The organism is Mycolicibacter longobardus (assembly GCF_002102265.1).
GTDB classification, from domain to species: Bacteria; Actinomycetota; Actinomycetes; order Mycobacteriales; family Mycobacteriaceae; genus Mycobacterium; species Mycobacterium longobardum.
This window is the reverse complement of sequence record NZ_LQPG01000014.1, coordinates 59,307-79,310: the sequence shown is the minus strand read 5'-3', so window position 1 is coordinate 79,310 and position 20,004 is coordinate 59,307. Positions and strand designations below refer to the sequence as shown.

General features: G+C 69.9%; 19 protein-coding genes. 12 read left to right on the top strand and 7 right to left on the bottom strand.

Annotated features, from left to right (window positions below; all coding sequences use genetic code 11):
* The first annotated feature begins 35 nt into the window (after positions 1-35).
* Positions 36-263, top strand: a complete 228-nt coding sequence (locus AWC16_RS07990) for an antitoxin (RefSeq protein WP_085264262.1) — start codon at positions 36-38, stop codon at positions 261-263.
* Positions 264-268: 5 nt separating this feature from the next.
* Complete coding sequence (locus AWC16_RS07985) at positions 269-658, top strand: TA system VapC family ribonuclease toxin (RefSeq protein ID WP_272937809.1); 390 nt, start codon at positions 269-271, stop codon at positions 656-658.
* A 15-nt stretch (positions 659-673) separates the two neighbouring features.
* Here AWC16_RS07985 and treY read toward each other — a convergent pair whose 3' ends face one another.
* The 4 genes from treY to ripD all read right to left on the bottom strand — a co-directional run bounded on the left by treY (position 674) and on the right by ripD (position 8,079).
* Positions 674-2,944 (bottom strand): malto-oligosyltrehalose synthase, encoded by a 2,271-nt coding sequence (gene treY / locus AWC16_RS07980; RefSeq protein ID WP_234812171.1) that lies wholly within the window; start codon positions 2,942-2,944, stop codon positions 674-676.
* Between the two features lie 4 nt (positions 2,945-2,948).
* Positions 2,949-5,117, bottom strand: a complete 2,169-nt coding sequence (gene glgX, locus AWC16_RS07975) for a glycogen debranching protein GlgX (RefSeq protein WP_085264211.1) — start codon at positions 5,115-5,117, stop codon at positions 2,949-2,951.
* Positions 5,118-5,167: 50 nt separating this feature from the next.
* Positions 5,168-7,381 (bottom strand): acyltransferase family protein, encoded by a 2,214-nt coding sequence (locus AWC16_RS07970; protein ID WP_109561328.1) that lies wholly within the window; start codon positions 7,379-7,381, stop codon positions 5,168-5,170.
* A 71-nt stretch (positions 7,382-7,452) separates the two neighbouring features.
* On the bottom strand, positions 7,453-8,079 hold the full coding sequence (gene ripD / locus AWC16_RS07965) for an NlpC/P60 family peptidoglycan-binding protein RipD (protein WP_085264209.1): 627 nt from the start codon (positions 8,077-8,079) through the stop codon (positions 7,453-7,455).
* Positions 8,080-8,237: 158 nt separating this feature from the next.
* On the opposite strand from ripD, the gene AWC16_RS07960 reads away from it, so the two are divergent.
* Genes AWC16_RS07960 through AWC16_RS07945 form a run of 4 tightly spaced genes read left to right on the top strand, consistent with a single transcriptional unit; the run spans position 8,238 to position 11,921 of the window.
* A complete protein-coding gene (locus tag AWC16_RS07960) occupies positions 8,238-9,530 on the top strand; it encodes an adenosylmethionine--8-amino-7-oxononanoate transaminase (protein ID WP_109561327.1) in 1,293 nt (430 codons plus the stop codon).
* Between the two features lie 40 nt (positions 9,531-9,570).
* The gene (locus tag AWC16_RS07955; protein ID WP_085264207.1) at positions 9,571-10,728 is read left to right on the top strand and encodes an 8-amino-7-oxononanoate synthase; all 1,158 of its coding nucleotides are present in this window, start codon (positions 9,571-9,573) and stop codon (positions 10,726-10,728) included.
* Entirely contained in the window at positions 10,725-11,405 is a 681-nt protein-coding gene (gene bioD, locus AWC16_RS07950; RefSeq protein WP_085264206.1) for a dethiobiotin synthase, read from the top strand. Before AWC16_RS07955 ends, bioD begins: the two co-directional genes overlap by 4 nt.
* A 3-nt stretch (positions 11,406-11,408) precedes the next feature.
* The gene (locus tag AWC16_RS07945; protein WP_085264205.1) at positions 11,409-11,921 is read left to right on the top strand and encodes a 2'-5' RNA ligase family protein; all 513 of its coding nucleotides are present in this window, start codon (positions 11,409-11,411) and stop codon (positions 11,919-11,921) included.
* Here AWC16_RS07945 and AWC16_RS07940 read toward each other — a convergent pair.
* A complete protein-coding gene (locus AWC16_RS07940) occupies positions 11,908-12,483 on the bottom strand; it encodes a TetR/AcrR family transcriptional regulator C-terminal domain-containing protein (RefSeq protein WP_085264204.1) in 576 nt (191 codons plus the stop codon). The two genes, AWC16_RS07945 and AWC16_RS07940, sit on opposite strands and share 14 nt — an antisense overlap.
* Positions 12,484-12,515: 32 nt before the next feature.
* Between AWC16_RS07940 and bioB the strand changes: the two genes are divergently transcribed.
* From bioB to AWC16_RS07925, 3 genes are read left to right on the top strand one after another with little or no spacing between them, the layout of a single operon-like run.
* Complete coding sequence (gene bioB, locus AWC16_RS07935) at positions 12,516-13,529, top strand: biotin synthase BioB (RefSeq protein WP_085264203.1); 1,014 nt, start codon at positions 12,516-12,518, stop codon at positions 13,527-13,529.
* Complete coding sequence (gene bsaP / locus AWC16_RS07930; RefSeq protein WP_085264202.1) at positions 13,529-13,768, top strand: biotin synthase auxiliary protein BsaP; 240 nt, start codon at positions 13,529-13,531, stop codon at positions 13,766-13,768. The genes bioB and bsaP overlap by 1 nt, the downstream gene beginning before the upstream one ends.
* Entirely contained in the window at positions 13,765-14,418 is a 654-nt protein-coding gene (locus tag AWC16_RS07925; protein WP_085264201.1) for a DUF2567 domain-containing protein, read from the top strand. The genes bsaP and AWC16_RS07925 overlap by 4 nt, the downstream gene beginning before the upstream one ends.
* On the opposite strand, the gene AWC16_RS07920 is transcribed toward AWC16_RS07925, so the two are convergent.
* Positions 14,399-15,721: a lipase family protein gene (locus AWC16_RS07920; RefSeq protein WP_085264200.1), complete on the bottom strand. Its 1,323-nt coding sequence runs from the start codon at positions 15,719-15,721 to the stop codon at positions 14,399-14,401. The two genes, AWC16_RS07925 and AWC16_RS07920, sit on opposite strands and share 20 nt — an antisense overlap.
* 43 nt (positions 15,722-15,764) lie before the next feature.
* The gene (locus tag AWC16_RS07915) at positions 15,765-16,457 is read right to left on the bottom strand and encodes an NUDIX hydrolase (RefSeq protein WP_085264199.1); all 693 of its coding nucleotides are present in this window, start codon (positions 16,455-16,457) and stop codon (positions 15,765-15,767) included.
* A gap of 45 nt (positions 16,458-16,502) precedes the next feature.
* Here AWC16_RS07915 and nadA point away from each other — a divergent pair, with 45 nt between their 5' ends.
* From nadA to nadC, 3 genes are read left to right on the top strand one after another with little or no spacing between them, the layout of a single operon-like run.
* The gene (nadA, locus tag AWC16_RS07910; protein ID WP_085264198.1) at positions 16,503-17,555 is read left to right on the top strand and encodes a quinolinate synthase NadA; all 1,053 of its coding nucleotides are present in this window, start codon (positions 16,503-16,505) and stop codon (positions 17,553-17,555) included.
* Positions 17,552-19,135, top strand: coding sequence for an L-aspartate oxidase (locus AWC16_RS07905; protein WP_085264197.1), 1,584 nt, complete (start codon positions 17,552-17,554; stop codon positions 19,133-19,135). The genes nadA and AWC16_RS07905 overlap by 4 nt, the downstream gene beginning before the upstream one ends.
* Positions 19,132-20,001, top strand: a complete 870-nt coding sequence (gene nadC / locus AWC16_RS07900; RefSeq protein WP_207572278.1) for a carboxylating nicotinate-nucleotide diphosphorylase — start codon at positions 19,132-19,134, stop codon at positions 19,999-20,001. The genes AWC16_RS07905 and nadC overlap by 4 nt, the downstream gene beginning before the upstream one ends.
* Positions 20,002-20,004 lie beyond the last annotated feature (3 nt).

The following is a 20,004-nucleotide window of genomic DNA, read 5'->3' as shown; positions in this document are numbered from 1 at the left end:
GGAGCATCTTGATGCATGGATGCTACGATGTTCAGATGCGGACAACCGTGGATCTGCCCGACGACCTGCACCGACAGGCGCAGGCGATTGCGCGGGATACTCGCCGCACGATGAGCGAGACGATCGCCGAGCTGATGCGGCGCGGTCTGGGTCAGGGTGCTGTCGCGCGCGTGCAGGAAAGTCAGCTCACCGGGCTGCCGGTGATACATCTCGGGACCGTGGTGACCTCGGAGGATGTCCGATCCCTGGAGGACGAGGGTTGACCACGTTGCTCGACGCCAACGTGCTGGTGGCGCTGCTGGTCGAGGACCATGTCCACCACCGACCGGCGGAGCGGTGGCTTGCCGCCAACGGTTCCGGCTTCGCAACGTGTCCCATGACGCAAGGCAGCCTGGTTCGCCTGTTGCTCAGAGCAGGGCAGACGGCCGCGACCGCGCGGGAACTCGTCGGTGCCGTGGCACGCGATCCACGGCACGAGTTCTGGCCGGACAGCCTGCCGTTCACCGATGTCACGCTGACCGGCATCATCGGCCATCGGCAGGTGACTGACGCGTATCTGGCGCAACTGGCCAGATCCCACAACGGTCGACTCGCAACCTTCGACCGAGGCTTGGCGCAACTGCACAGCGACGTGACGGACTTGTTGCCCGCTGAGTGACCCACATAGCCAACGTCAGGTGCGTTCCAGCAGAACCACGGGCAGCTCGGCGAACAAGGCGGCGGTAGGTGCGGCATCCGCCCAGCGCCGGCCGGTCAGCCGGTCGGTCCACTGGCCGCCGGACAGTGCCATCTCGGTGTCCCGCCACCCGGTTTCGCCCAACCGGACCGTCCAGCGGGTGACCGCCACCGCGACATCGTCGCCCCGCTGGAAGGCCACCACGTGGTCGGCGGCCGGTCCCGCCGCCAGCAGGGGCCGATAACCACCGCCCAGGAAGGTGTCCGGCCGGTCGCGGCGCAACTGCAGGCCGGCCCGCACAATTCGCATCTTCGGATGCCGGGCCTCCACCAGCGCGGCGCGGCGGGCGGCGAAGTCGACGGGGCGGCGGTTGTCCGGGTCGGTGAGGCTGTCGTCCCAGCACTCGGTCCCCTGATAGACGTCCGGGACTCCGGGTACGGTCAGGGCCAGCAGCTTCTGGCCCAGTGCATCGCTTTGGGCATGCGACTGCAGACGCGCCACCAGCTCGGTGATCTCGCCGGCGACCGATCCGTCGAGCACGGCGTCGAGCCAGTCGCCGACGGCCTCCTCGAATGCGAGATCAGGGTTCTGCCAGCAGCTGCGCCGGCCCGCCTCCCGTACCGCCTTGCGGGCGTAGGTGTGCAGCCTTGTTCGCAATGCTCCGGTGACGGATCCGTCGGCCGGCCACACCCCGAAGATGTTCTGCCACAGGAACAGTCCCGTCGCTGCATCGGGAGGTGGGACCCTGGACTCCCAGCGGGCGACGGCGTCGGCCCACCGGCCGGGCACCTGGGAGAGCACCCCGATGCGGGCCCGGACATCCTCGCCGCGCAGGGTGTCGTGGGTCGACACCGTGGTCATCGCGTGCGGCCAGCGGTGTTCGCGGCCGGCCAGGGCGGTGTGAAACTCCGCGGTGCTGCACCCGAAGCGCAGCGGATCACCGCCGAACTCGTTCAGGGACACCAGCCGGGCGTCCCGATGGAACAGTCGGCCCTCGACCGCGCCGGCAACCACCGTGACAGCCAGTTGCTGCAACCGCACCGCCGCCTCGCCCCCGGCGGCCACCGCGGTGCTGATGATCGCCAGCGGGGTCGCGAGTTCCGGTGCAGCCGTGGCGGTTTGGGCCATCGCATCGCTCAGCGCCGGTTCGGTGGTCAGATAGTCGCAGCGGTAGACCCCGATACGGCCGAGCACCGCGGCCAGTGCCTCCGCCAGCCGGGCATGGTCGCATCCGGCCGCGGCCCTGATGCAGCGGAGCAGACGGTGCATGTCGTTGCTCAGCCCGGACGCGGCGGCGGCCCGCAGTTCGGGGAGCGGGCCCACCGCCGACGGGGCGGCCAGGGTGGTCAGCGCCGGTGCTCCGTCGGGGTCGATGAAGACCCCGCCGATCAGGCGCAGCGCGTCATAGCCGGTGGTTCCGGCGACCGGCAGGGAAGGCTCCAGGGCTTCGTCCGCGGCCAGATTCTTCTCGACGACGATCCAGGCGTCCGGTCCGATCAGTTCGCGCAGTCGGCGCAGATAGCCGGCGGGGTCGGCCAGTCCGTCGAGGTGGTCGATGCGTACCCCGTCGACCAGGCCTTCGGTGAACCAACGGGCTACCTCCCGGTGCGTCAGCGCGAAGACCTGCTCGTCCTCCTGGCGCAGCGCGGCAAGGGAATTGATCGTCAGGAACCGGCGATAGCCGCATGCGCCGCTGCGCCAGTCGACCAGTCGATAGTGTTGGCGTTCGAGCATTTCCGCCGCACTGCCGGAGGTGGTTCCGGGGGCGATCGGCAGCACCAGGCCGCCCAGCACCAGCGTGTCGCCGTCGCGGGTCAAACCGGCCAGATCCTGTTCGGACTCCAGCATCGGCAGCACGATCCGGCCGGCACCGAGTTCCCAGTCGATGTCGAAGAAGCGGGCATAACGCGATGCGGGCCCGTGCCGCAGCACGTCCCACCACCAAGGGTTCTGTGCGGGCACCTCGACCCCGACGTGGTTGGGAACGATGTCGACGATCAGGCCCATGCCCCGGGCACGCGCCTCGGCGGACAGGCCGCGAAACCCTTGGATACCGCCGAGCTCGGCGGAGACCGTCGTGGGATCGGTGACGTCATAGCCGTGGCTGGAGCCGCGCGTCGCGGTCAGGATCGGGGACAGGTACAGATGCGTTATCCCCAGGGCACCCAGGTAGTCCAGCAGCTTCTCGGCGTCGGCGAAGGTGAGTCTGAAGCCGTCGGGACCGCGCAGCTGCAGCCGATAGGTCGACAGCACCGGGCTGCGAGCCACTGGCTCACCTGCTCTTCTGCAGGATGATCAGCGAGCGTGCCGCCACCGTGATCGCGTGGCCGGCATCGACGGCGAGGTCGGTGCTGCCGGCCGGGTGGGCGGTGTCGATCACCGCGGCCCAACCCTGTGCGTAGTCGGTGTTCGGGGTGACGAACTCGACCGGTGTCTCGCCGGCGTTGAAGCACAACAGAAATGAGTCGTCGATGATCCGCTGGCCGCGCGCATCGGGCTCGGGAAGCGCCTCGCCGTTGAGGAAAACCATGACGCACCTGCCGAATTCGCTGCCCCAATCGTGTTGGGTCATCTCGTGTCCGGCCGGGGTCAGCCAGGCGATATCACGGACTTCGTCGCCGCCGCGGATCGGCCGGCCCTCGAAGAACCGGCGCCTGCGGAACACCGGGTGCGCGGTGCGCAGTGTGGTCATAGCCCGGGTGAAGGCCAGCAGATCGGTGTTCTTCTCGACCAGCGTCCAGTCCATCCAGGACAGCTCCGAGTCCTGGCAGTAGACGTTGTTGTTGCCGAGCTGGGTCCGGCCCATCTCGTCACCGTGCAGGATCATCGGGGTGCCCTGGCTGATCAGCAGCGTGGCCATGATGTTGCGGACCTGGAGGGCGCGCAACTCCAAGATGGCGGGATCGTCTGTCGGGCCCTCGACGCCGCAGTTCCACGATCGGTTGTGACTCTCCCCGTCGCGGTTGTCCTCGCCGTTGGCGTCGTTGTGTTTCTCGTTGTAGGACACCAGATCTTGCAGCGTGAAACCGTCGTGGCAGGTGACGAAGTTGATGCTGGCGCTGGGCCGCCGACCGGTCGCCTCGTACAGGTCCGAGGAACCGGTCAGCCGGGAGGCGAACTCGCCGAGGGTCTCCGGCTCGCCGCGCCAGTAGTCGCGCACGGTGTCGCGATACTTGCCGTTCCATTCCGTCCACAGCCCGGGGAAGTTGCCCACCTGGTAGCCGCCTTCGCCGACGTCCCACGGCTCGGCGATCAGCTTGACCTGGCTGACCACCGGATCCTGTTGCACCAGATCGAAAAAGGCGGACAGCCGATCGACGTCGTGGAGTTCCCGCGCCAGCGTGGAGGCCAGGTCGAAGCGGAAGCCGTCGACGTGCATCTCGGTCACCCAGTAGCGCAGCGAGTCCATGATCAGCTGCAAAGTGTGCGGGTGGCGGGCGTTGAGACTGTTCCCGGTGCCGGTGTAGTCGGTGTAGCGCCGCAGATCGGACTCGTCGAGGCGGTAGTAGGCGGCGTTGTCGATGCCGCGGAAGTTGAGCGTGGGCCCCAGGTGGTTGCCCTCGGCGGTGTGGTTGTAGACCACGTCGAGGATCACCTCGATGCCGGCCCGGTGGAACGCACGCACCATCGCCTTGAACTCCGCCACCGCACCGCCGGCCTGGCGGCTCGCCGCGTACTGGTTGTGCGGCGCGAAGAACCCGAACGTGTTGTAGCCCCAGTAGTTACGCAGCCCCAACTCCAACAGTCGCTGATCGTGCAGGAACTGGTGAACCGGCATCAGCTCGATGGCGGTCACGTTCAGCGACTTGAGGTGATCGATGATCACCGGGTGTGCCAGCCCGGCGTAGGTGCCGCGCAACTCCGCCGGGATCCCCGGATGGGTCTGGGTCATGCCTTTGACATGCGCCTCGTAGATGATCGTCTCGTGGTACGGGGTGCCGGGTGACCGATCGGTCGCCCAGTCGAAGAACGGGTTGATCACCACGCTGGTCATGGTGTGACCCAACGAGTCCAGCGCCGGGGGAGCAGCGTCACCATCGGGATCGGCCAGGTCGTAGGAGAACAGCGCCGGGCCGAAGTCGAAGTCGCCGTGGAAGGCCTTCCCGTACGGGTCCAGCAGCAACTTGCCGGGGTCGCAGCGCTGGCCTGCGGCCGGGTCGAAAGGTCCGTGTACCCGGAAGCCGTAGTGCTGGCCGGGCTCGACACCGGGCAGATAGGCGTGCCACACGTAGCCGTCCACCTCGTCCAGGTCGATCCTGGTTTCGGTGTTGTCGCGGGCGTCGATCAGGCACAGTTCGACATGCTCGGCGACCTCGGAGAACACCGCGAAGTTGGTGCCGGCGCCGTCGTAGGTGGCCCCCAGGGGATAGCTGTGGCCGGGCCAGACCGTGGGCGCGGACGGGCCCGGTGTGGGTTCCGCGCCCGACTCAGCCGACGACACCGCTCGACCTTATCCGCTTTCCCGGCATCTACCGACGAGCGCGGCCGGGCTCACCACCAGCCGGTTGCCGTACCCATCTGCCGGCCGAGCTCACCGGTCATGGTGCGCATGTAGGTCGCCGAGAGGTGATGAGAGTCGTGATAGATCAGCACATTCCCCTCCACCGCCCGGCAGATGTCGGTGTCGCATACGGCGTTGGACAGGTCCAGCGGCTTGAGCAGCGGGAACCGTTCGACGAAATCCAGTGTCGGATTGCGGTCGACGAGCACTTCGGAGCGTTTGATGCCGCAGGACTCCGCGTCACCGCCGGAGGCCAGACAGTCCGCCGGCTGGAACGGGTCGCCGTTGCGCACCAGCCACGGCGTGTCGCGCACCCCGAGAATGGGAATGTGGTTGTCGGACAGTTTCTTCCAGATGCCGATATAGGTACCCGGCATCACGTCACCGGGTTTGATGTTCCACGGCCGGGTGGCGGTGGTGAACACGAAGTCGGGATGGTCGGCGATCAACTTGTCCATCGTCTTGCCCACCCAGTCGTAGCACTGCGGGTAGGGGGCGTTGTTGCCCATGATCAGCGGGACCTTCTCGGTGGACAGCGGGCAGCCCATCTTGAGGTAGGTCACGACCTTGAAATGGTGCCGTTGGCCGAGGATGTCCAGCGCGGGCAGCCAGTGCTCGGCATGCGATCCGCCGGCCAACGCGACGGTCCGGGTCGCCTCCATATCGCCGTAGGTGCAGTTGATCAGCGCCGGATTGGTGAAGTTGCTGATGCATCCGTCCCGGGTGGAGCGCGGCAGGTCTTTCTTGGCCTCCAGGATGGTGGGCCGCATCCGAAGCTTGGGCACCCGCCGGTGCTTCAGCAGCGCGCGGGCGCCCGGGTAGTCGTCCTTGCTGAGCCGGACCAGTTCGGTGCCGTTGGCGCGTTGCACGGTGACGTGCTCCCGCCAGGTGAACGACGTCGCCGTCAGCGCCACCCCCAGCAGCACCACCGTGGAGCCCAGCACCATCGTCGGACGCCGCCACCAGCCCGCCGCGGGCTTGCGCCACCGACGCCGCACCACCGGGGCGGACGCCGCGTCGCCGGCCGGCGCACGGTAGCGCAGCGGATCCTCGACGAACCGGGTGGTCAGATAGGCCAACACGCCGGAGAGCAGCAGGATGACCGTGCCCTCCAGCAGGCTGGCGTGGCGGTGCCCGGTGTAGGACAACCAGAAGATCAGCAGCGGCCAGTGCCACAGGTACAGCGAATAGGCCATCGCACCCAGCGTCACCAGCGGTCGCGCTGCCAGCCACCGGTTCGGCCACGGCAGCTTCGCGCCAGTCCTGGGATCTGCCTGCCGGTTGGCCCCGGCCAGGATGAACGCGACCGTCGCACCCACCGGCACCAGAGCCCACGGGCCCGGGAACTCCCGCACACCCTCGATCAACGCCCCACAGCTCAGAATCGCGGCCAACGCCAGGGTGCCGACCGCGGTCCGCAGCCACATCGGCCAGCGGATGTAGGGAACCAGCGCCCCGGCCAGCGCGCCGATCAACAGCTCCCAGGCCCGCGCGAAGCTGTTGTAGTAGGCCAGGGACTGGTTGGCCTGGTGCGCGACGATCGCATACCAGAACGAGGCGACGGTCAGCGACGTGAGCAGCACCACGAATGCGGTCCGCAGGTGTGCGCGCAGCGGGCGCCGGAACAGGAACGCGCAGCCGAAGATCAGCAGCAGGAAGCTCAGATAGAACTGGCCCTGTACCGACATCGACCAGATGTGCTGCAGGGGACTGACCGCTTCGCCGGCCTGCAGGTAGTCGGCGGCGGAGCGGGCCAGCTCCCAGTTCTGGTAGTAGCCGAGGCTGGCCAGGCTCTGGTCGGCGAAGGTCTCCCAGCGGGTCTGCGGCTGGATCCAGATGGTGAGCACCGCGCACGCGGCCAGCACCACCACCAGGGCGGGCAGCAGCCGGCGGATCAGCCGGATCAGGTCCGGCACCGGCGACAGTGATGACGCCGGGTTCAGTGCGACCCGCAGCAGTTTGCCGCCGAAGAAGAAACCGGACAGCGTCAGGAAGACGTCCACCCCGCCGGACACCCGCCCGAACCAGACGTGGAAGACCGCCACCAACGCAATCGCGACGCCGCGCAGGCCGTCGAGGTCGTGACGGTAGAAGCCCTCCTTGCGGGTGCCCATGACCGCAGCAGCCGCCGGGGCCGGAACGGATCCGGACGCGGGCCGCGCAACAGGTGTTGCCGCCGGTCGAGGCGGGGACAGGGCAATCATGATCGCCCGATAATCTACCTAACCAGCCTGTAGGAACCGCATTCCAACCGGTGTGACGTCGACCGAGTCGGTCAGGAGATCACCCGAGTCAGGTAGGGGACCATGTTGGAGGTGCGGGCCGGCGACACCGCGACCGCGGGGCTGGTCCCCTCGATCATCTGGTTGTTGCCCAGGTACAGCGCGACGCTCTGGGTCCCCCCCGGCCCGTAGCAGAGCAGGTCGCCGGCGCGGGCCTGCGCGGGCGGGACCTTGTGTCCGACGCTGCACTGTTCGCCGGAGGTGCGCGGCATCTTGATCCCGGCACCGGCGAACGCGTACTGGATCAGGCCGGACGCATCGAAACCGACGGTGGTGGTGTCCGGGATGTCCTCGGTGGGGGCCGGGGTCGTTCCCGGCAGGCCCGGGGTGGTGCTGCCGGCTGTGACGGGGCCGCTCGGCAGGGCGGTGCGGGCGGTGGGGTCGGTCAGGGCGCTTCGGGTGGTGGCGGCCCTGGCCCGCGCGCTGTTGGTCGGGCCGTTGATGTCGCCGCCGCCGTAGACATACGGCACCCCGCGCTGGGACAGCGCACGCTGGATCACCCGCTCGATGAGCTGGCTCTGCCCGGACTGCGAGATCGGGTCAGCGCCGGCGGGGGCGGCGCTCAGCACCGGGGCCAGTGCAGCCGTCAGTGCGATCGCGGTGGCGCAGACGCGTTTCATAGAGAACATCCCCCTTCTTGGCCGATAGTCACGGCAGCCTCATTCGTCACTTCTGCCACAGAGGCTACCGGCCGAATACGCGCCTTTCGCCGTCGCGGGGAGAAATTGCGCAACCTGTGACCCAATGGTGATGCCGCCGGCCACTACTGTCGTCAGGCATGTCCGCGTTGAGCCCCGAGCAGATCAGCGCGATCGACACCGCACACCTGTGGCACCCCTACAGCACCATCGGCGCCGAGACGCTTGCGCCGACGGTGGCCCTGGCCGCCCGCGGCGCATATCTGACTCTGGTCGTCGACGGCACGCCGGTCGATGCGCTCGACGCCATGAGCTCGTGGTGGACCGCGATCCACGGCCACGGGCACCCGGACCTGGATGCCGCGCTCACGGCGCAACTGGCCACCATGAGCCACGTCATGTTCGGCGGGCTCACCCACGAACCGGCGGCCCGGCTGGCGCAGCTGCTGGTGGAGATCACCCCGGCCGGCTTGGACACGGTGTTCTTCTCCGACTCGGGATCGGTGTCGGTGGAGGTCGCCGTCAAGATGGCGCTGCAATACTGGCGCGCCCGCGGCCGGCCCGGCAAACACCGGCTGATGACCTGGCGCGGCGGCTACCACGGCGACACGTTCACCCCGATGAGCATCTGCGACCCCGACGGCGGCATGCATTCGTTGTGGCGTGACGTCTTGGCAGCGCAGGTGTTCGCCCCACAGGTGCCCCGTCACTATGACCCGGCCTACAGCTCCGCGTTCGAGGCGCAGCTGACGCGGCACCGCGACGAGTTGGCGGCGGTGGTCGTGGAGCCGGTGGTGCAGGGCGCCGGCGGCATGCGCTTCCACGATCCGCGCTACCTGGCAGATTTGCGCGAGATCTGCGACCGCCACGGCGTGCTGCTGGTCTTCGACGAGATCGCCACCGGATTCGGACGCACCGGTGAGCTGTTCGCCGCCGATCACGCCGGCGTCAGCCCCGACATCATGTGCGTGGGCAAGGCACTCACCGGCGGCTACCTCAGCCTGGCCGCCACCCTGTGCAGCACCGAGATCGCCCACACCATCAGCGGCGGTGAGGCCGGCGCCCTCATGCATGGCCCCACCTTCATGGCCAACCCGCTGGCCTGCGCGGTGTCGGTGGCCAGCACCGAACTGCTGCTGGCCCAGGACTGGCGCGCGACGGTGGCAGGGATCGGCGCCGGGCTGGCCGCCGCCCTGGAACCGGCCCGCGACCTGCCCGGCGTCACCGACGTGCGGGTGTGCGGCGCCATCGGGGTCATCGAATGCCGGGAGCCGGTGGACCTGGCGGTGGCCACCCCGGCGGCGCTGGCCCAGGGGGTGTGGCTGCGCCCGTTCCGCAACCTGGTGTACGCGATGCCGCCCTACGTCTGTACGCCCGAGGAGGTCGCCCGGATCGGCGCCGCGATGGTGGACGTGGTGCATGCCTTAACCTGAACGGTGTTCAAGTCGTCTTGAGACCGCACAGGAGCGTCGCGTGACCCGCACGGATCTGTCGCCACTGGCCTGGCTGGCCGAGGTGGAACAGCAGCGCCGTCAGACGGGCCTGCGACGCTCGCTGCGGGTGCGGCCGGCGGTGGCCACCGAGCTGGACCTGGCGTCCAACGACTATCTCGGGCTGTCGACCCACCCGGCGGTCATCGCCGGCGGTATCGAGGCCCTGCGCACCTGGGGCGGCGGCGCCGGCGGATCGCGGCTGGTGACCGGCAACACCGAACTGCATCAGCAGTTCGAACAGGAACTGGCCGACTTCGTCGGTGCGCCTGCGGGTTTGGTGTTCTCCTCCGGTTACACCGCCAACCTCGGCGCGGTGGTCAGCCTGTCCGGGCCGGGTTCGGTGGTGGTGTCGGATGCCTACTGTCACGCCTCTCTGGTGGACGCCTGCCGACTGTCCAAGGCGCGGGTCGTCGTCACCGGGCACCGCGACGTGGACGCCGTCGCCGCGGCCTTGGCCGGCCGCGCCGAGGACCGCGCCGTGGTCCTCACCGAGTCGGTGTTCAGCGCCGACGGTGCGCTGGCGCCGCTGCGTGACCTGCACGAGGTGTGCCGCCGGTACGGGGCGCTGCTGATCGTCGACGAGGCGCACGCGCTGGGCGTGCGCGGCGAGGGTGGCCGCGGGCTGGTGCACGAGGTCGGGCTGGCCGGGGCGCCCGACGTGGTGGTGACGACGACGCTGTCCAAGGCGCTGGGCAGTCAGGGCGGTGCGGTGCTGGGACCGGTCGCCGTCCGTGATCACCTGATCGACGCCGCCAGGACGTTCATCTTCGACACCGGGCTGGCCCCGGCGGCCCTGGGCGCCGCGTCGGCCGCGCTCGGGGTGTTGGCCGCCGAGCCGTCCCGCGCTGCCGACGTATTGCGGAACGCCGGCGTGCTGGCCGAGATCTGCGGCGTCCGCCAACAGCCGGAATCGGCGGTGGTCTCGGTCATCATCGGCGACGCCGAACGGGCTGTCGCTGCTGCCACCGCCTGCCTGGACGCCGGGGTGCGGGTGGGTTGTTTCCGGCCGCCCACCGTGCCGGCCGGGACGTCGCGACTGCGGCTGACCGCGCGGACCTCCCTGACCGCCGACGAGCTGGACTTGGCCGGCCGGGTGCTGCGCGAGGTCCTGCGCGCGCACCCCGCTATGCCGCTATGACCGTCCTGGTGATCACCGGCACCGGCACCGGGGTCGGCAAGACCATCGCCACCGCCGCCCTGGCCGGCTGTGCCCGCCAGGCGGGCCTGGACGTGGCGGTGTGCAAGCCGGTACAGACCGGCACCGCCGACGGCGACGACGACCTGGCCGAGGTCGGCCGACTGTCCGGGGTCACCGAATTGTTCGGGTCCGCCCGCTACCCGGAGCCACTGGCCCCGGTCGCCGCCGCGGAGCAGGCCGGGATGGCGTTGCCCACCCGCGCCGGGCTGCTGGCGATGATCCGCGCCGCCGACCGCCCCGGGCGGCTGACCCTGGTCGAGGGCGCCGGGGGTCTGCTGGTGGAGCTGGGCGCCGAGGGGGTGACCCTGCGTGGTCTGGCCGTCGACCTGCACGCCGCTGTGCTGGTGGTGGTGGCCGCCGAACTGGGCACCCTCAACCACACCGCACTGACTCTGGAAGCACTTGCCGGACAAGGGCTCTCATGTGCGGGACTGGTGATCGGCAGCTGGCCCGAGCAGCCCGGGCCGGCTGCGGCCGGCAATCGCCGCGCACTGGCCCGGCTGGCGCCGGTGCGTGCCGTGCTGCCGGCGGGGTCGGCAGCGCTGGGCGTCGCGGAGTTCGCCGCCATGAGCCGGGCCGCGTTCGATCTCGACTGGGTACGCACCCTGGTGGGCTGAGCAGTGGTGCACTCGATAGAGCTGGTCTTCGATCCCGACACCGAGACGGTGATCCGGCGGATCTGGGCCGACCTGGCCGCCGCCGGGGTGCCCAGCCAGGCGCCGGCCAGCCGTCCGCACGTCACCCTGGCGGTAGCCCAGCGCATCGATCCGCAGGTCGACGCGGCGCTGTCCGGGGTCGTCGGACGGCTGCCGGTCGGCTGCACCCTGGGTGCGACGCTGATCTTCGGCCGATCACACGGAGTGCTGGCACGGCTGGTGGTGCCGACCGTCTCCTTACTCGACCTGCACGCCCAAGTGCACCGGCTGTGTGCACCGCACTTGATACCGGGCCCCATGCCCAACGTGCTGCCCGGCGAGTGGACCGCCCACGTCACGCTGGCCCGCCGGGTCGGGCCGGCCCAGTTGGGCCGGGCTCAGCGGATCGCCGGCCGGTCCGGTATCGCCGGCCGGTTTGTCGGGTTGCGACGGTGGGACGGCAACGCCCGCACCGAATATCCGATCAGCCAACGGTGATCCCGGCCCGCATCGCCAGTCCGTCGATCAGCAAGCCCAGCCCGAACGCGAAGGCGCTGCCCGGGTCGGCGTCGGACGAGATCTCGGCTGCTCCGGCGGCGTCCCACTGCAGCCGGGACTGCTCGTCGGCGGTGAACCCCAAGACGTAGTACACGACGGTGCGCCCCACCTGCTCGGCCTGATCGAGGGGTACGCCCGCAGCCGTGGCCGCCGCAGCCAGCAGGGCGACGATCTCGGTGGCCGCCTGGGACTGTCCCGCGGCCAGGCTCGCTGACACCAGTTCGGCGCCGTCGGTGTGGGACAGCAGCGCGTCGCGCAGGCGTTCGCCCACCGTCTGGATGCGCCACTGCCAGCTGCCCGGCCCGGGGTCTGCGCAGGCCGGGGCCAGCACCCGGTCGGCGACCGCACCCAGCAATTGCTGCTTGTTGGCGAAGTGCCAGTACAGCGCGCTGGGGCTGACGTTGAGCTCGCGCGCCAGCCGGCGCATCGACAGGTCGGCGATGCCGTAGTCGTCCAGGATGGTGGTCGCCGCGGCGACCACGTCAGGTTTGTGCAGCTGCACCCCGCTACCCTAACCTGAACACCGTTCAAGTTCTGAGGGGAGCACGCGTGACCGACGACATCCTGGCGCTGGCGCGGGAACAGGTACTCGAGCGCGGCGAGGCGTTGCGGCGGGATCAGGTCCTCGAGGTGCTGCAACTGCCCGACGACCGGCTCGAGGAGCTGTTGGCTCTGGCCCACGATGTGCGGATGCGCTGGTGCGGCCCGGAGATCGAGGTCGAGGGCATCATCAGCCTGAAGACCGGTGGCTGCCCGGAGGACTGCCACTTCTGTTCGCAGTCGGGGTTGTTCCAATCGCCGGTGCGCAGCGCGTGGCTCGACATTCCCAGCCTGGTCGAGGCCGCCAAGCAGACCGCCAAGACCGGCGCCACCGAATTCTGCATCGTGGCTGCGGTGCGCGGGCCCGACGAGCGACTGCTGGCCCAGGTCTCCGCCGGTATCGAGGCGATCCGCAACGAGGTCGAGATCCAGATCGCCTGTTCACTGGGCATGCTGACCCAGGAACAGGTGGACCAGCTGGCCGCCATGGGTGTGCACCGCTACAACCACAACCTGGAGACCGCCCGGTCGCATTTCCCCAACGTCGTCACCACCCACACCTGGGAAGAGCGGTGGGAGACCCTGCGGATGGTGGGCGAGGCCGGCATGGAGGTCTGCTGCGGCGGCATCCTCGGTATGGGGGAGACGCTGGAGCAGCGCGCGGAGTTCGCCGCCGATCTGGCCGAGCTGAACCCCGACGAGGTGCCGCTGAACTTCCTCAATCCGCGCCCGGGCACCCCGTTCGGTGACCTGGAGGTGCTGCCCGCCGCCGACGCGCTGCGGGCTGTGGCCGCCTTCCGGCTGGCGCTGCCGCGCACCATGCTGCGCTTCGCCGGCGGCCGGGAGATCACGTTGGGCGACCTGGGTGCCAAGCAGGGGATCCTGGGCGGCATCAACGCCATCATCGTCGGCAACTACCTGACCACGCTGGGCCGTCCGGCCGAGACCGACCTGGAACTGCTCGACGACCTGCAGATGCCGATCAAGGCACTCAACGCCACCCTGTAATGGTCCGCGACCTGCCCACTCCGCTGGGAGCCGGCGTCTACAACGTCTACACCGGCGTGCAGATCGAGGATCCCGCCGGTGGATCGCTGCCGACGGCCGCCCAGCTGGGTCTGGAGCCACCCCGGTTCTGCGCCGCCTGCGGGCGCCGGATGATGGTGCAGGTGCGACCGGATGGCTGGTGGGCCAAGTGTTCTCGGCACGGCCTGGTGGATTCGACCGACTTGGACCCCCGGCGATGACGGCGCCGCAGCCGGGCAGCGGCCGCCCGCGTATGACGCGGCGGCAGGCCGGCCTGATCGTCGCCGCCGGACTGGCCGCCACCGGCCTGCCGATCGGTGCGTTGTGGGCGTGGATCGCCCCACCCATCCACGGCGTGGTGGCACTCACCCGCGGCGGGGAACGCGTCCAGGCCTACCTGGGCAACGAGGCCGAACACTTCTTCGTGGCGCCGTCTCTGCTGCTCGGGCTGTTGGGCGTGCTGGCGGTGGTGTCGGCCGCGCTGGTGTGGCAATGGCGGGCGCATCGGGGCCCGGGCATGATCGCGGCCCTGTCGGCGGGACTGAGCGCGGCGGCGACGCTGGCGGTGCTGACCGGCGGTGTCATGGTCCGGCGCCGCTACGGCACCATCGACGTCGACGCCGCACCGGTGACACCCGAGCACCGGGTGCACTACGTCGCGGAGGGACCGCCGGTGTTCTTCGGGCACACGCCGTTGCAGGTGGCGGCCTCATTGCTGTTGCCGGCGGCGACGGCGGCCCTGGTGTACGGCGTGTGCGCCACCTGGAGCACCCGCGATGACCTGGGCGGTTATCCGCCCGAGCCCGCGAGGCAGCCGCTGACGCCCGCTCCGACGGTCACAGCCGAAGGCGTCATCCCGCCCCGCCGGTGACGACTCGCGCCGCCACCAGGCCCAGGCGGATCAGCCCGAGGTAGGTCTTGGGGTTCAGCAGCGCCGGCCAGTCGCTGCGGACCGGGGACTGCGGCAACGGCCGATCGGCGAACCGGTCAGCCAGCCAGTCCAGCACCATCGGCGTCGACACCGGGTGCAGTGTGATGTGCTCGCTGAGCAGGTCACGGTGGTAGGTCAGCCGCGTGCCGCCGGCGATGTAAGCCTGGGCCAGGGTGTCGATGTCGTCGACGTGGATCACCTGGTCGTGGATGGCCTGCAGCATCAGTACCGGCGGGGTCGGCGCCAGGGATCCCAGCCTGGTGTCGTTGAAGACGTGCTGCACCACCGGGGTCTCCACCAGCTCGTCCAGCGGCTTGTCGATGTAGGAGCTCAGCGAACGGTGGTGCAGCCGCAGCACCGCGACCGCGGTGCTCGTCGACTCCAACATGCGCATCAGCGCACGTCCGTCGGCGGTGGCGTGGTCTTCGACGAATTTGTCGAGTTCGGGATAGACCCGCCGCAGGGCGGCGATCATGAGCGCCGGCAGGCCGGACCAGAACGATCCGTTCAGCCGCAACAGGGTGTTGCCCAGGTCGCCGACCGGCGAGCCGAGCGCGACGCCGACGATGTTGAGGTCGGGGGCGTAGCCGTCGCAGACCTCGGCCGCCCATGCGGTGGACAGGCCGCCGCCGGAGTAGCCCCACAGCCCGATCGGGGCCTCAGTGGACAGTCCCAGTTGTTCGCTGGCCAGTGCGGCGCGCAGGCCGTCGAGCACGAAGTAGCCCGGCTCGAACGGTGCCCCCCAGTGGCCGTCGCGGCCCTCGTGGTCGGGGATCGACACCGCCCAGCCCCGCGACAGGAGGGCGGCGATCAGCAGGTATTCGAACTGGGTGAACGCCCCGTGCGCCCTGGCGCGTCGGCGCAGCGCGAAGGACGGGAAGCAACGGCCGTCCACCGCGTCGATCGCGCACTGATACGACACGATCGGACACGGCCGGGCCGGGTCGCGGTCGGTGGGCACCAGCACCGTGGTCACCGCCGCCTGCGGGATGTCGTTGCGGTCGGTGGTGCGGTAGAGCAGCTGGGTGGCGTGCAGACGCTGCGGGATCAGGCCCAGAAAGGCCAGCTCGACGTCGCGGGAGCGCAGCACCGTGCCGGGCAGGGCATGGTGGAAGCCCGCCGGCGGTTCGTAGAACGGGTCCTGAGCAGGCTGCAGGGGGCGATCGCCGGGCTGCAGAGGCTCATGCGGGGCCTGCCCGATCCACTCGACAGAATCCTCACGGGCCAGGCTGTTGAATTCCACCGGGACATTGTTGCTTAAGACGTCGTTAAGAATCCAGTCCGACTCACCCCGGCGGCCGCAATGCCGCGAATTCGTCGGTGACCCGCAGCTCGGACTCGGTGAACCGGTACCGGGCCGCCGGCCGCCCCCCGCTGCGGCCCGAACGGGCGGTGGTGCCGGTACGGGTGATCACCCCGCGGCGAACCAGCACCCGCTGCAGGTTGGTGGCGTCGACCTGGTACCCCAGTACCACGCTGTAGATGTCACGCAACGTCGACAGGATGAATTCCGTTGGAGCCAAACCGAATCCGATGTTCGTATAGGACATCTTGGCGACCAGCCGGCTGCGGGCGTGTGCCACCATGGGCGCGTGGTCGAAGGCCATCGGCGGCAGGTCGTCGACCGGATGCCAGTGGGTGTCACCCGGCAGTTCCGGGTCGGCGGGGGAGGGCACCAGGCCCAAAAACGTCGAGGCGATGGTGCGCACGCCGGGCACCCGGCCTGGGTCGGAGAACACAGCCAGCTGCTCAAGGTGGGCGATTTCACGCAGATCGACCTTCTCGGCCAGTTGGCGGCGCGCCGAGGCCGTCACATCCTCGTCGTTGCGCAGCAGGCCACCCGGTAGCGACCACCTGCCCGATTGCGGTTCGCGGGCGCGTTGCCACAGCAGCACGTTGAGCCGCGGGCGTCGCTGGTCAAGGCCGCCAACCTGGAAGACGACGGTGAGTACTTCATGCGCGGTGCTAGTATGGACCACGTTTTCGATTATAAGTCGAAAACCTGTTTTGAGAGGAGTCACCCCATGACCACCCTCACCGACAGCGGTGTGCAGGCGGGCAGCCTGGCCGACCGCATCGTCAACTCTCCGGCCGGCTACAGCGGTATCGAGCCCGACGATGAGTGGGTGGCCGAGATCCTCCGGCTCAAGGAAGAACGCAACGCGACGATCCTCGCGCACAACTACCAGCTGCCGGCGATCCAGGACATCGCCGACCACGTAGGGGACTCCCTGGCCCTGGCGCGCATCGCGGCCACGGCTGCAGAGGACACCATCGTGTTCTGCGGCGTGCACTTCATGGCCGAGACCGCCAAGATCCTCTCGCCGGACAAGATGGTGTTGCTGCCCGACACGCGGGCGGGCTGCTCGCTGGCCGATTCGATCACCGCCGAGGAACTGCGGGCCTGGCGCGACGAGTTTCCGGACGCGGTCGTGGTCTCGTATGTGAACACCACGGCGGCGGTCAAGGCGCTCACCGACTACTGCTGCACCTCGTCCAACGCCGTCGACGTGGTCAACGCGATCGACCCGGACCGCGAGGTGCTCTTTCTGCCCGACCAGTTCCTGGGCCAGCACGTCAAGCGAGTCACCGGGCGAGAGAACATGCACATCTGGGCGGGCGAATGCCATGTGCACGCGGCCATCAACGGCGACGAACTCGAGGAGAAGGCGCGGGCGAACCCGGAGGCCGAGCTGTTCGTGCACCCCGAATGCGGCTGCGCGACGTCATCGCTGTACCTGGTCAGCGAGGGCCACTTCCCCGAAGACCAGGTCAAGATCCTCTCCACCGGCGGCATGCTCGAGGAGGCCGCACGTACCGGGGCCCGCAAGGTGCTGGTCGCCACCGAGGTCGGCATGATCCACCAGCTGCGCAAGGCGGCACCGCAGGTCGACTTCGAGGCGGTCAACCGCAAGGCGGCCTGCAAGTTCATGAAGATGATCACCCCGGCGGCCCTGCTGCGCAGCCTGACCGAGGGCGCCGACGAGATCCATGTCGACGCCGAGACGGCACGGCTGGCGGCGCGCAGTGTGCAGCGGATGATCTCGATCGGACACTCCGTCCCGGTCAGCAAGTGACCAGAAGTCCCGGCTGGCAGCAGCGGGCCGATGTCGTCGTCATCGGCACCGGCGTCGGCGGGCTGGCCGCGGCCCGTGCCGCGCACCGGGCCGGGCGCGACGTGGTGGTGCTCAGCAAATCCGTGGCCGGCTCGGCGGCCACCGCGACGCACTACGCCCAGGGCGGGATCGCGGTGGTGCTGCCCGGCACCGACGACTCGGTGGAGGCCCACGTCGCGGACACCCTGGCCGCCGGCGGCGGCTTGTGCGATCGCGACGCGGTGACCTCGATCGTGGCCGACAGCTATCGCGCGGTCACCGACCTCGCCGGTGCCGGCGCGCGATTCGACCGGGATCCGGACGGGAACTGGGCGCTCACCCGCGAGGGCGGGCACTCACGGCGCCGCATCATTCACGCGGGCGGGGACGCGACCGGAGCCGAGGTGCAGCGCGCGCTGGACCACGCCGCGGCCGGACTGGACATCCGCTGCGGCCAGGTGGTGCTGCAGATCCTGCGTGACGCCGATGCGGTCACCGGCGTGCTGGTGGCCAATGCCGACGGTGTCGGCGTGATCCACGCCCCCTCGGTGGTGCTGGCCACCGGAGGCTTGGGCCACCTGTACCGGGCGACCACCAATCCCGGCGGTGCGACCGGGGACGGGCTGGCCCTGGCGCTGTGGGCGGGGGCGGCGGTCAGCGACCTGGAATTCATCCAGTTCCATCCGACCATGCTGGCCGCCGCCACCGGCGGCGCGACCGGCGGTCGCCGGCCGTTGATCACCGAGGCGGTCCGTGGAGAGGGCGCGAAGCTGATCGACGCCCGGGGCGCCTCCATCACCGAAGGAGTGCACCCGATGGGCGACCTGGCTCCGCGCGACGTGGTGGCGGCGGCCATCGACGCCAGGATCCGCGAGACCGGTGACGCCTGCGTCTACCTCGACGCCCGCGGAATCGACGGGTTCGAAGGCCGCTTCCCGACCGTGACCGCGGCCTGCCGCAAGGCCGGCATCGACCCGGTCGCCCAACCGATCCCGGTGGTTCCGGGCGCGCACTACAGCTGCGGTGGCGTCGTCACCGACGTCAACGGCCGGACCGAGCTGCCCGGCCTGTTCGCCGCCGGCGAGGTCGGCCGGACCGGCATGCACGGCGCGAACCGGCTGGCCTCCAACAGCCTGCTGGAAGGCCTGGTGGTCGGTGACCGTGCCGGGACGGCGGCGGCCGCCCACGCGGTAGCCGTCGGCCGCGTCCAGGCCGGCCCGCCCGAGCCGGCCTGGCACCCAGCGCTGGACCGGAAACACTTGCAGGAGGCGATGTCTCGCGACGCCTCGGTGGTCCGTGACGCCCACGGGCTGGCGCAGCTGGAGGAACTGCTCTCGACCGCCGGTGCACGCCAGGCCGTCGACCGGACCGGTGCCGAGGACGCGGCCTTGACACTGGCGGCCCGGGTGGTCGCGGTGGCGGCGTCGGCGCGCACCGAGAGCCGGGGTTGTCACCACCGGGCTGACCACCGCGCCGCCGACCCCGGACAGGCCCGCAGTTCTACGGTCCGGCTGCATGACGGCGCGGTCGCCCTGGTCGCACCCGCGGGGGTGGCGTCATGACGCTGCCGATGGCACTTTCGCAGACCGAACTCGACGAGGCGCGGCAGATCATCGCCCGGGCTCTCGACGAGGACCTGCGTTACGGACCTGATGTCACCACCGCTGCGACGGTGCCCGCCGACACCGTCGCAGAGGCGGCCATGGTGACTCGGGTGGCCGGGGTGATCGCCGGGGTCGACCTGGCCCTGCTGGTGCTCGACGAGGTGTTGGGCACCGACGGCTACCGGGTGCTGAACCGGGTGGCGGACGGGGCCCGGCTGGCGGCCGGTGAGTCGGTCCTGCGCCTGCAGGCCGACACCCGCGGCCTGCTGACCGCCGAACGCACCATGCTCAACCTGGTCTGCCACCTGTCCGGGATCGCCACCGCCACCGCGGCATGGGTCGACGCGGTGGACGGCACGTCGGCGCGCATCCGCGACACCCGCAAGACGCTGCCGGGCCTGCGGGTGCTGCAGAAGTACGCGGTGCGCGTCGGCGGCGGGGTCAACCACCGGATGGGGCTGGGGGACGCCGCGCTGATCAAGGACAACCACGTCGCCGCGGCGGGATCGGTGGCTGCGGCGCTGCGCGCGGTCCGGGCGACCGCCCCCGAGGTGCCCTGCGAGGTCGAGGTGGATTCCCTGGAGCAGTTCGACGAGGTGCTCACCGAAGGGCCCGAGCTGGTGCTGCTGGACAATTTCGAGGTCTGGCAGACCCAGATGGCGGTGCAGCGGCGCGATTCCCGCGCACCCGGCGTGCTGCTGGAGTCCTCAGGCGGGCTGACCCTGGACAGCGCGGCCGCCTACGCGGCCACCGGTGTCGACTATCTGGCCGTGGGTGCGCTCACCCATTCGGTGCAGGTGCTCGACATCGGCCTGGATATGTAACCC

Coding starts and splice junctions, on each gene's coding strand:
- AWC16_RS07960 (WP_109561327.1), top strand. CDS start 8,238: ATGTCCGCGTTGAGCCCCGAGCAGATCAGCGCGATCGACACCGCACAC.
- bioD (WP_085264206.1), top strand. CDS start 10,725: ATGACCGTCCTGGTGATCACCGGCACCGGCACCGGGGTCGGCAAGACC.
- nadC (WP_207572278.1), top strand. CDS start 19,132: ATGACGCTGCCGATGGCACTTTCGCAGACCGAACTCGACGAGGCGCGG.
- nadA (WP_085264198.1), top strand. CDS start 16,503: ATGACCACCCTCACCGACAGCGGTGTGCAGGCGGGCAGCCTGGCCGAC.
- AWC16_RS07990 (WP_085264262.1), top strand. CDS start 36: ATGCGGACAACCGTGGATCTGCCCGACGACCTGCACCGACAGGCGCAG.
- ripD (WP_085264209.1), bottom strand. CDS start 8,079: ATGAAACGCGTCTGCGCCACCGCGATCGCACTGACGGCTGCACTGGCC.
- AWC16_RS07970 (WP_109561328.1), bottom strand. CDS start 7,381: ATGATTGCCCTGTCCCCGCCTCGACCGGCGGCAACACCTGTTGCGCGG.
- bsaP (WP_085264202.1), top strand. CDS start 13,529: ATGGTCCGCGACCTGCCCACTCCGCTGGGAGCCGGCGTCTACAACGTC.
- AWC16_RS07925 (WP_085264201.1), top strand. CDS start 13,765: ATGACGGCGCCGCAGCCGGGCAGCGGCCGCCCGCGTATGACGCGGCGG.